This is a genomic window from Kribbella sp., from assembly GCF_035655035.1.
In the GTDB taxonomy this organism is placed as follows: domain Bacteria; phylum Actinomycetota; class Actinomycetes; order Propionibacteriales; family Kribbellaceae; genus Kribbella.
In genome coordinates this window covers 1-10137 of record NZ_DASRVN010000395.1, presented here as the reverse complement: position 1 = coordinate 10137, position 10137 = coordinate 1, and the positions used below count along the sequence as shown (strand labels likewise).

The following is a 10137-nucleotide window of genomic DNA, read 5'->3' as shown; positions in this document are numbered from 1 at the left end:
GTTCAGCCTGACCGGCGCGTCGGTGCCGTCCAGGACGGTTCTGAGGACTGCGGTTCCGAGTCCCTGACCCTGGCGCCGCGGGTCGAGGTAGAAGTGCTCGAGCCACAGCTCGTCGGCGGCCGGACGGAGCGTGATCGAGCCTGCCAGTACGCCGTCCACCTCGATGATCCGCGTGTACTCCGGGGTGTACGCGTCCCGGAGGCGCTGCCGGACCCGGTGGTCGTCGTACCGGCCGAGGCGTTCCAGGTCGGGGCGCATGACGACGGCGCGCAGCTCGGCCAGGTCCTCGAGGTCGGCGGCGGTCGCGGGGCGCAGGCTCCACTTCACCCCTCGAGCGGGCGAGCCCAGGTCGGGTCGGCGTGGTTCGTGGGTCATGCGGGGCGCGGCTCCGGGCGGAGGGCGCGCAGCCACAGCTCGGTCTGGGCGATGTGCGCGGACGCGGCGGTGGCGGCCGCGGCCGGGTCGCGGGTCAGGATCGCGGACAGGATCGCGCGGTGCCCGCGATCGCTGGTCTGTTTGATCGCGTCGAAGTCGGCGCCCGGTTCGAAGATCCGGTAGTGCCCGCCACGGCCGCGGATCACCTCGGTGAGCGCGGTCACGGTCGGGTTGCCGCCGGCGCTGCAGATCAGGCCGTGGAACTCGGCGTCCAGGTGCTGGATCTCGGTCGCCTCGGTGGTCGACTCCAGCTGGTCGAGGACCTTCCCGAGGTGCTCGGCGAGGTCCGGGTCCTGGCGGGCGGCCGCGGCGGCGGTGGCGTGCGACTCGAGGACCCGGCGTACCTCCAGCAGTTCCAGGACGCCTTCGAGCGGGATCAGCTCGACCGACAGCGAGAACCGGCTGATGATCGCTGCCGGGTCGAGCGCCGAGACGTACGTCCCCGAGCCGTGCCGGGACTCGATCACGCCGAGCGCGCCGAGCGACCGGACCGCCTCCCGCAACGAGCTCCGGGACACCCCCAGGTGGTCGCACAACTCCGGCTCGGGCGGGAACTTCGCCCCCGGCCCGAGCTCCCCGGACGCGATCATCTGCCGCAACCCGGCCAGCGCCTTGTCCGTAGCAGCCATCCCCTCACCTCCCCCCGAAGCGTAAGTCCTCAGACCACTCCTGGTCACATCCGCCACCTTCCGCCTACTCGGCCGCGTCACGCGCGTGAGTCATCAGACGTTTTCCCGAAGAAGGCCCGAGCCGGGTGAGCACCTGCTCCGCGTGGTACGCCGACCCGTTCGAGTAGACGTACCGCCGCCCCGGCAGCTCCGCCAGTACGGCGCCCAGCACCGGGGCGGCAGGTGTCGATGTCTGCCAGCATCCTGCCAAGGTAAGTGACACACTGGTGGCGTCATCGACGGAGGGCTGGAGCATGCCGACTGCGCTCGTGACCGGGCCGGCGACCGGGATCGGTCGGGCGTTCGCGGAGAAGCTGGCGGTCGAGGGGTACGACCTCGTGCTGGTTTCCCGGGACGAGGCACGGCTGAAGGAGGTCGCGGCCGACATCGCGCGGCTGCACGGCGTCGAGTGCGAGGTGCTGGCCGCGGACCTGACCGACCGGGACGAGCTGGCCCGGGTCGAGGAACGCTTCCGGACCGGGCCGATCGAGGTACTGGTGAACAACGCCGGCTTCGGGCAGAAGAAGCCCTTCTGGGAGAACCCGGTCGACGTCGAGGAGAAGCAGCTCGACCTGCTGGTTCGCGTCGTACTGCGGCTCACGCACGCCGCGATCCTCCCGATGATCGAACGCGGCTCGGGCGCGGTGATCAACGTGTCCTCGATCGCCGGATTCCTGCAGCGGAACATCTACAGCGCGCACAAGGCCTGGGTGACGAGCTTCTCCGCCGGGTTGGCGACCGGGCTGCATGCCAAGGGCGTCGCGGTGATGGCGTTGTGCCCGGGGTTCGTGCACACCGAGTTCCACGAGCGGATGGAGATGGACAAGTCGGTCATCCCGTCCTTCCTGTGGCTGGACGCGACCGAACTGGTCGACGCGGCCTGGAAGGACCTGATGCGCGGCAAGGCGATCTCGATCCCGAGCCGCCGGTACAAGCTGATCGCGGCGGCCGCGCGATACACCCCGCGGGCGCTGATCGCGCGGGTGTCAACCGTCGGACTGGACGGCCGTCGCCGGCCGTAGCGATTCGTAGAGCGTCTTGGTGAGGGCCGCGGCGTACCGGGCGGTCTCCGCGTCCGACGGCGTCGTACCGCTGAAGTTCACCTCGAACCCGCGCTGGAAGCACGCCCCGAACAGCAACGCCGCCGCGGCGGGCACATCGGCGGTACGCCGGATACGCCCGAGCTTCTGCTCCTCCCGCAGGTACAGCACCAGGCCTTCCTGTGCGCGATGTGGACCGGCGTTGAGCTCGTGCAGGCGGAGCCGGTGCGCGGTCAGTAGCTCGCGGGACGAGAACAGCGAGACCAGGATCGGGAAACCCTCGACGTAGAAGTCGATCGCGGTCCGGGCCAGCCGGGTCAGGTTGCCGCGCACCGTACCGCTGCCCGGGTTGCCGATCAGTTCCTTCAGCGAACCGGGCAGCGTCGGCATCCGCTCGTGCAGGACCGCGAGCAGGATCGCGGACTTGTCGGCGAAGTGCTTGTAGAGCGCGGCCTCGGAGTACCCGGCGGACTGCGCGATCGACCGGGTGGTGGCCCGCGCGTATCCCTGGGTCCGCAGCACGTCCGCGGCCGCGTCCAGGATCTCGTCTCGGGTGCCCACGCCCGCACCCTACCTTGACAGGTTGGTGAGTGTTCACTAACCATGGTGAGTGAGTGTTTACTAACCTGGAGGGGTTGACGATGAAGCTGGTGGTGTTCGGAGCGTCCGGGCGGATCGGGACCGAGCTGGTGCGTCAAGCGGTGGCGGCCGGGCACACGGTCACGGCCGTCGTCCGCGAGGGCTCGACCCTGCAGGTGCCGCTCCCGGAGCTCCGGCTGGTCGCGGCCCGCGCCGGGGTCGCCGGTGGCCTGGCCGAGGTGGTGACCGCCGACGTCATGGATCCGTCCTCGATCGCCCCGGTCCTCGCCGGTCACGACGCCGTACTGTCCGCGCTGGGTCCACGGCCGAAGGGCCCGAGCGACGTACTGACGTCGAGTGCCCGGAGCACGTCGCAGGCGATGCAGGACGGCGGCGTACGGCGGTACGTCGTCGTGAGCGTGGCCGGGATTCACACGGGCAACGACGGTCCGGTGACGAAGTACCTCGTGAAACCGTTGCTCCAGCGGCTGCTTCGGGAGTCGTTCGCGGATGCCCGCCGGATGGAGGAACTGATCGCCGGCAGTCCACTCGACTGGACGATCGTCTGCCCGCCTCGGCTGACGAACGGTGCTGCGAAAGGCACGTTCCGCAGTACCACCGAAGGCACTGTCCGCGGCGGCTTCACGATTACCCGCGCTGACGTCGCTACCTACATGCTCGATGCCGTCGACGACGCGGCGCTGTTCCGCAAGACCGCGGTGATCTCCAACTAGAGCTTCTCGGCGACCTCGGTCAGGACGGCGAGGGTCGCGGTGATCAGCGGATGGTCGGCGCGGCTGGTACGGACGGCAGCGTAGACGCGGCGGGTGGGGGCCGGGTCGGGGAGTGGGCGGATCAGGGCGAGGGTCGGTTCAGGTACGGCGAGGCGCGGGACGAGCGAGACTCCGCCGCCGGCCGCGACCAGGGCGGCGACGGCGCGGAAGTCGTCGGACTGGTGCACGATCCGCGGCTGGAACCCTGCTTGCTCACAGGCGAGCAGCACGACGTCGCGGATCGGGTTGCCCGGCGCCGGCATCACCCAGTCGTCGTTCGCCAGCGCCGCGAGCTCGAGCGCGCCCGCGCCGCCCGCGCCCGCGCCGCCCGGGTTCGCGCTGGGAGGGGTGACTGAAGCGGCCGCGCCGGGTGTGAAGGGGGATGCGGCGGCTGGGTGTGCGGGTGGGAGGACGGCGACGAAGGGTTCGGCGTACAGGGGGATTCGGGTCAGGCGGTGGTCGTCGGGGCGGGGGGAGCCGCGGTGTTCGACGGCGATCGCCAGGTCGGCGTCGCCGTCGAGGAGTTGGGTGATGCCCTGGTGGCCTTCGGCGTCGCGGACGACCAGGCTGAGACCGGGGCTGGTCTCGCGCAGCCGGGTGAGCGCCGGCGCGACCAGCAGGCTGATCGCGGTCGCGAACGCCGTCACGCGGACCTCGCCGTTCGTGCCGTTCGCGTGTAGCCGCATCGCGTCCTCGGCACGTTCGACCTCGGCGAGGATCGTGTCCGCGTGGGCGAGCAGGAGGCGGCCGGCGGAGGTGATCGACACGCGGCGGCCGCGGCGTTCGAGCAGCTCCTGGCCGACCTCGGTCTCCAGGGCCGCCAGCTGCTGGGAGACCGCCGAGGGTGTCAGGTGCAGCACCTCGGCGGCCGCGGTCACGGTGCCGTGGTCAGCAAGCGCGCGCAACACCCGCAGGCGTCGTACCTCGATCACGGACCTCAGCTTGGCACAGACCGTCCAACTCCTTGACCGGTGTACGGCGTTCGCGTGTACGGCGTTCGTGCCACCGGCGGACGGCGTCGCGGAGCGGATGGCGTTTCGGGACATGCGGACGCTGCGGCGCGTCCGGCATCGCGGAATGGGTCTGTTCGTGGATCGACTTGATGACGGTGAACGGAACGTAGTGCATGTCTTCGACAGTAGGAATCAGCGCCTTGATACGTCCAATGAAAGTTCTGCACGGAGTTCATGTGCCTGGTGCATGATGTCTGCCATGGAACTGCGGCAGCTCAAGTCGTTCGTGACCGTGGCCGAGGAGCTGAACGTCGGGCGCGCGGCCGTCCGGCTGCACCTCACCCAGCCGTCGCTCAGCCGGCAGATCGCCGCCCTGGAACACGATCTGGGCGTCGAGCTGTTCGCCCGGGTGAAGCGCCGGTTCGTGCTGACGGCGGCGGGGGAGACGTTCCTCGCCGAGGCGCGGGACCTGCTGCGCCGGTCCGACGAGGCAGTCCGCGCGGCGCAGCGGACGCAGCGCGGCGAGCTCGGGACGTTGCGGCTGCGGTTCGTGCAGTCGGCGACGTTCGAGGTACTGCCGCGGCTGCTCGGCGGGTTCCGGCGGGCGTATCCCGAGGTCGTGCTGGACCTGGAGGCCTGGACGACGCTCCGGCAGACCGAGGCGTTGCGCGACGGGCGGATCGACGTCGGGCTGATGCGGCCGAGTACGCCGGACGGCGGCGGCGCCGTCGTACAGCTCGCACCGACGCTGACGTCACGGGTGGTCGCCGAGGACCGGCTCGTGGTCGCGCTGCCGGCCCGGCACCGGCTGGCGCGGCGGAAACGGCTGCGGCTCGCGGAGCTCGCGGACGAGCCGTTCGTGTTCTACACGCGGTCGAGCGGGCCGGCGGTGTACGACACGATCGCCGGGTTCTGCCGGGCGGCCGGGTTCACGCCGCGGATCGAGCAGGAGGCGGCCGACGTACAGACGATCGTGTCGCTGGTAGCGGCCGGCCTCGGCGTCTCGCTGCTGATCGGCCCGACCCCACCGTCGAACCCGGACGCCGTGGTGTACCGCGAGTTGTCCGACGACCTACCACCCTGGCAACTCTCCGTCGCCTGGTCGCCGGACAACCGCTCACCCGTACTCGCGCGGTTTCTCGAACTGGTTTAGCCGACGCCTGGGCGTTCAGCCGAAGACGTCCGGGTCGCCGCCGGTGCGCCGGCCGGTCTCCAGGTCCGCGATCGCGGCCATGTCGTCGTTGTCCAGCGCGAAGTCGAAGACCTCGAAGTTCTCCCGGATCCGGCTCGGCGTGACGGTCTTCGGGATCACCACGTTGCCGAGCTGCAGGTGCCAGCGGATCATCACCTGGGCCGGCGACTTGCCGTACTTCGCGCCGATCGTGGCGAGCGCCTCGTTGCCGAGCAGCTCGCCGGAGGCCAGCGGGCTCCACGCCTCGGTGACGATGTCGTTCTCGGCGTTGAACGCGCGCAGCTCGTCCTGCGGCAGCGCCGGGTGCAGCTCGATCTGGTTCACCGCCGGGCGGATCGTGGTCTCCTCGAAGATCCGCCGCAGCGCCGGCTCGTGGAAGTTCGAGACACCGATCGCGCGGACGCGCTTGTCGGCGTACAGCTGCTCGAGTGCCTTCCAGGTCTCGACGTACAGGTCCCGCTGCAGCGACTGCCAGTGGATCAGGTACAGGTCGACGGTCTCCAGGCCGAGCTTCGCGCGGCTGGTGTCGAAGGCCTTCAGCGTGCTGTCGTAGCCCTGGTCGGAGTTCCACACCTTGGTGGTGACGAACAGCTCGTCACGCGGGATGCCGGACGCGGCGATCGCCCGGCCGACGCCGGCCTCGTTGCCGTAGATCGCGGCGGTGTCGATGTGCCGGTAGCCGGTCTCGAACGCCGTCGCCACCACGTCGGTGACCACCGAGTCCTCGACCTGCCAGACCCCCAGGCCCAGCTGCGGGATCTCGACGCCGTTGTCCAGAGTGATGGAGGGGACTGTGCTCATCTGCCCATTCCACCCGGCAAAAGGTTTCCGGCCCAGTCATCCGACGTGTGACAACAACCTCATTAACCGGCAGTAACCACGGTGTAGGACTTGGCGTTGGGCTCGAGGAAGCGGAGCAGCCCGCTGCCCTCCCGCTCCAGCTCGGCCTGCGTTTTCTTCAGCGTTTTGCCGAACGGCGTCAGCGTGAGAGTTGCCACACCGCGCTTCTGCTCGCTCGTCCACAGCCCGGCGACGAAGCCGTCGACGGTGTACGTCGCCTTGACGCGCAGGTTCTTCGTGAAGACGGCAGGCTTGTGCTCGTCGGCGATGATCCGCTCCCGCTTCGCGTGCGACAGCAGTACGTTGTCGAACTCCGGCAGGAACCGCACCGGCGCGGGCGTGTCCGGGTCCGGCCGGGGCGCGTCCGGTACGTCGTACAGCGTCTTGCCGGCCTCGTCCTGGAACGTCTCCAGGTCGAGTCCGTCGAACAGCGGCTTGGCCTTCTGCAGGCCGGACCAGGTCTGGAAATCCGCGGGCGTCGCCGGTCCGAACGCGGCGAGGTACCTCGTGACGAGCTCCGCGGGCTCGGCGGACTTGTGGAGCTTCTTGCCGATCCACTCCTCGGCGGGCGTGAACTTCGAGTTCGCCGTCCAGGACCAGCGGACGTCGGCCGGGTGCATCACCAGCGGCACCAGCATCCGCGTACAGAACCCGAGCGCCCGTTCGTTCACGTCCGGGAACTGCTGCTGCAGCGCGTCCCGCACCTCGGTGAACGTCAACGGCTCCTTTGCCAGCAACTTCTCCGCCGCCGCGACCACCTTCTCCGGCTCCAGCCCCGCGGCCCGCTCCCCGAGCACCTTCAACCCCGCCGCCAGCACCGGCGCCACCGTCACCCGGAACCGCAGGTAATCCGCCGCGGTCACCAGATGCAACGTCCCCCGAAACATCGTCCCCCGCACCACCTCCCGCGCGGCAACGGCCCGATCCAGCTCCGCTTCCTCGAACCCGGCAATCCGCGACCACAACCCCACATACGGATGCTTGGCCTCCTGCCCCTGCATCCCCACCAACCGCCCCACCACCGCAGCCGCCGCCACCGCTTCCCGCACCAACAACAACTGCCGAGCCAACATCGCCCGATTAACCGCCCGCGAACTCATCACCACCATGCCCGCATCCTGCCAACCCCCACCGACAAATCACATGGTCTACACAGGCGCGCCCTGCCACCCTGAGGTCATGCCGTACCGAAGGCCGACCCGACTCTCCCTGGACCACGTCGCCGATCTCGAGCCACCCGTGCGCGGCGACGACCTCGTGAGCGTGTCTGTCGGCCCCTCCGGCGAGGCAGTTGCTCTGTGGGCAGAGTCGGCAGACGCCGGAGGACTGCTGACGAGCGACGTCCACCTCGGGCCGCTCACCCGCCCGGTCGGGGTGCGCGCTGTCCTTCATACGCCGGACCCGTGCCACACGGTCGAGATTCCTGACTATCGGTTCCGATTCCCGACCGTGCAGTCGATGCCGGGCGGTGCGTTCCTTCTCGTCGGGAAGCGGGTGCCGCGGCGGGGGGACGACGTACCGTCCAACGCGATCGTGTACGACGCGATCGGGCAGCCGATCGCCGAAGGACTACTTGGCGATGGCATCAAGCATGTGCAGACAACCGCGTCTGGACAAGTCTGGGTCGGCTACTCCGACGAGGGCGTCTACGGCAACCTCGGCTGGGGCAACGGCCCGGGCACCGAACCGATCGGTGCGCCCGGCCTCATCAGGTACACGCCCGAGCTGACCAGCGACTGGGAGTTCTCCAACACCCGGCACGGGTTGCCGCCCGTCGACGACTGCTACGCCCTGAACGTGATCAGTGAAACGGCCTGGTGCTGCTACGACTCCGGCTTCCCGCTGGTGAAAATACGCGACGAGACGGTGCGGGCCTGGCGCAACGAAGTCCAGAGAGTCATAGGAATCGCAGTCCACCAAGGCCACGTCGGCCTTTACGACGGACAGCGGCTGACCATCGCCCACCGCGCGAGCGACCAGCTGGCGATCGAGCACAAGTACGACGTCGCGCTGCCGAACGGAGACCCGCCGCCGCCGAACTCAAAGACCATCAGCCGCGCCTCAGCCATCCACATCTTCGCAGGCCGCAGCTGGTACCGCACAGACCTGGCCGAACACCTCACCTGAGATCAGGATCGACCCGGGGATGCAACGGTGAGGGCGTTACGGCGGCAGGCGTCGGCGAGGCGGTCGTCGTAGGTGACTACGACGTCGGCGTCGATCAGGACTGCGGTTGCCAGGTGTAGCGCGTCCAGGCTGCGGAGGATCGTCGGTTCGATTCGGCGGGCGACGCTGACGACTTCGCCGGTCATCGGACGTTCGTCGATACCGGACATCGCGTCGTCTATCAGCTCGCCGACGTCAGTCGGCGACTTCACTCGTGCGAGCACGGCGCGGGAGACCTCGACCCACGCCAGCGAGGACGAGGCCAGCACGTCGCCCGCTCGGTAGCACGTGTCGAGGTAGTCGACCAGTACGTCGGACTCCGCTTCGACAACGACCCGCTTGATCAGGGCGCTGCTGTCGAAGTACGCCCGCATCAGAAGCGGTCGTTGCGGTCGAGCAGGCCGAGGCTCGTGGTGCCCTTCGGCAGCCGCAGGCGTGGCCGCACCTTGCGATAGGGCACTCGGGCGGGCTGCACCGTGCGGGAGTCCCAGGCGCGTTGACGCTCGGTCATCTGTGCCTCCAGCGATTCTTCGACGATCAGGTGCAGACGCTGGCCGATCGCGTCCCGGACGATCTCCTGCTGAGACTGGCCGGTCCGCTCAGCTTCCGCCTGCAGCGCAGCGGCGGTTTCCTCGGGAAGTCTCAGGTTCATGGCCATGCATCAACGGTACCACTCCGGTACCACGCGCGGTACCTCAGTCAGCTGTAGTCGTTCTCGTTGTATTTGGGGAGGCGGAGGAGTTGGCGGATCTGCTGGGAGACCGAGGCCGGCCAGTTGACCTTCACGAGGGCCCGGGACTCGGCGGCCGGTTGCCCGGCTCGGACGGGGCCGACGTCACCGGCGCCCAGCTCGACGACGCGGGCGACGGTGCGGTCGTCGCCGGTCCTTTCTCCGCGGCGCATCCGGCGGCTACGCAGACCGAAAGCACTTCTCCGACACTGGCCGGCGACTGGCGCATCAGGCTCCTCACCCGGGGGCGGACCGGGCAACTCTAGCGGGCCTGGACGCGCGGGTCCGGTCTGGTGATCCAGACCGGACCTATTCGGCCAGCGCGTTCCGAGCCTCGGTGAATGCCGCGATCGCGCGCTCTACGTCCTCGGTCGAGTGCGCCGCGGACAGCTGTACGCGGATCCGTGCCTTGCCCTGCGGTACGACGGGATACGAGAAGCCGATGACGTAGATGCCGAGGTCGAGGAGTTTGTCGGCGAGCTGGGCGGCTTGGGCGGCGTCGCCGATCATGACCGGGGCGATGGGGTGGTCGCCGGGGAGGACGTCGAAGCCGGCTTCGGTCATCTTGGTGCGGAAGAGGGTGGTGTTGGCGGCGAGCTTGTCGCGGAGGGTGCTGGAGGTGCCGATCAGTTCCAGGGCCTTGAGCGAGGCGGCGGTGACGGACGGGGCCAGCGAGTTCGAGAAGAGGTACGGGCGGGAGCGCTGGCGGAGGAGTTCGACGATCTCGCGGCGGGCGGAGACGTAGCCGCCGGAGGCGCCGC

General features: G+C 69.4%; 15 protein-coding genes. 4 read left to right on the top strand and 11 right to left on the bottom strand.

What is annotated here, in order from left to right; translation table 11 throughout:
- The 3 genes from VFF46_RS22045 to VFF46_RS22035 all read right to left on the bottom strand — a co-directional run.
- Positions 1–327, bottom strand: a 327-nt coding sequence (locus VFF46_RS22045) for a GNAT family N-acetyltransferase (protein WP_325039073.1), incomplete at its 3' end; no start/stop codon positions are given.
- Between the two features lie 44 nt (positions 328–371).
- Positions 372–1064: a FadR/GntR family transcriptional regulator gene (locus VFF46_RS22040; RefSeq protein WP_325039072.1), complete on the bottom strand. Its 693-nt coding sequence runs from the start codon at positions 1062–1064 to the stop codon at positions 372–374.
- A 64-nt stretch (positions 1065–1128) separates the two neighbouring features.
- Complete coding sequence (locus VFF46_RS22035; RefSeq protein WP_325039071.1) at positions 1129–1326, bottom strand: hypothetical protein; 198 nt, start codon at positions 1324–1326, stop codon at positions 1129–1131.
- Between the two features lie 31 nt (positions 1327–1357).
- On the opposite strand from VFF46_RS22035, the gene VFF46_RS22030 reads away from it, so the two are divergent.
- Complete coding sequence (locus tag VFF46_RS22030) at positions 1358–2125, top strand: SDR family oxidoreductase (RefSeq protein WP_325039070.1); 768 nt, start codon at positions 1358–1360, stop codon at positions 2123–2125.
- On the opposite strand, the gene VFF46_RS22025 is transcribed toward VFF46_RS22030, so the two are convergent.
- Positions 2090–2704 carry a helix-turn-helix domain-containing protein gene (locus VFF46_RS22025; RefSeq protein WP_325039069.1) on the bottom strand — a complete coding sequence of 205 codons (615 nt, stop codon included), beginning with the start codon at positions 2702–2704 and terminating at the stop codon, positions 2090–2092. The two genes, VFF46_RS22030 and VFF46_RS22025, sit on opposite strands and share 36 nt — an antisense overlap.
- Positions 2705–2784: 80 nt before the next feature.
- On the opposite strand from VFF46_RS22025, the gene VFF46_RS22020 reads away from it, so the two are divergent.
- The gene (locus tag VFF46_RS22020) at positions 2785–3456 is read left to right on the top strand and encodes an NAD(P)-dependent oxidoreductase (protein WP_325039074.1); all 672 of its coding nucleotides are present in this window, start codon (positions 2785–2787) and stop codon (positions 3454–3456) included.
- Here the strand turns inward: VFF46_RS22020 and VFF46_RS22015 are convergent.
- Positions 3453–4541, bottom strand: a complete 1089-nt coding sequence (locus VFF46_RS22015; protein ID WP_325039068.1) for a LysR family transcriptional regulator — start codon at positions 4539–4541, stop codon at positions 3453–3455. The genes VFF46_RS22020 and VFF46_RS22015 overlap by 4 nt on opposite strands.
- Positions 4542–4707: 166 nt before the next feature.
- Here VFF46_RS22015 and VFF46_RS22010 point away from each other — a divergent pair, with 166 nt between their 5' ends.
- Positions 4708–5601, top strand: a complete 894-nt coding sequence (locus tag VFF46_RS22010; RefSeq protein ID WP_325039067.1) for a LysR family transcriptional regulator — start codon at positions 4708–4710, stop codon at positions 5599–5601.
- A gap of 15 nt (positions 5602–5616) precedes the next feature.
- Here VFF46_RS22010 and VFF46_RS22005 read toward each other — a convergent pair whose 3' ends face one another.
- Positions 5617–6441 carry an aldo/keto reductase gene (locus tag VFF46_RS22005; protein WP_325039066.1) on the bottom strand — a complete coding sequence of 275 codons (825 nt, stop codon included), beginning with the start codon at positions 6439–6441 and terminating at the stop codon, positions 5617–5619.
- Positions 6442–6503: 62 nt separating this feature from the next.
- Positions 6504–7589, bottom strand: a complete 1086-nt coding sequence (locus VFF46_RS22000) for a winged helix DNA-binding domain-containing protein (RefSeq protein WP_325039065.1) — start codon at positions 7587–7589, stop codon at positions 6504–6506.
- Positions 7590–7719: 130 nt separating this feature from the next.
- Here VFF46_RS22000 and VFF46_RS21995 point away from each other — a divergent pair, with 130 nt between their 5' ends.
- Entirely contained in the window at positions 7720–8607 is an 888-nt protein-coding gene (locus VFF46_RS21995) for a hypothetical protein (protein WP_325039064.1), read from the top strand.
- A 2-nt stretch (positions 8608–8609) separates the two neighbouring features.
- Here the strand turns inward: VFF46_RS21995 and VFF46_RS21990 are convergent, their stop codons facing one another.
- The 4 genes from VFF46_RS21990 to VFF46_RS21975 form a co-directional block, all read right to left on the bottom strand.
- Complete coding sequence (locus VFF46_RS21990) at positions 8610–9020, bottom strand: type II toxin-antitoxin system VapC family toxin (RefSeq protein WP_325039063.1); 411 nt, start codon at positions 9018–9020, stop codon at positions 8610–8612.
- Positions 9020–9304 carry a ribbon-helix-helix domain-containing protein gene (locus VFF46_RS21985; protein ID WP_325039062.1) on the bottom strand — a complete coding sequence of 95 codons (285 nt, stop codon included), beginning with the start codon at positions 9302–9304 and terminating at the stop codon, positions 9020–9022. The genes VFF46_RS21990 and VFF46_RS21985 overlap by 1 nt, the downstream gene beginning before the upstream one ends.
- Before the next feature lie 41 nt (positions 9305–9345).
- Entirely contained in the window at positions 9346–9549 is a 204-nt protein-coding gene (locus tag VFF46_RS21980) for a hypothetical protein (protein WP_325039061.1), read from the bottom strand.
- A gap of 136 nt (positions 9550–9685) precedes the next feature.
- The coding region (locus tag VFF46_RS21975) for an aminotransferase class I/II-fold pyridoxal phosphate-dependent enzyme (protein WP_325039060.1) at positions 9686–10137 on the bottom strand (452 nt) is incomplete at its 5' end.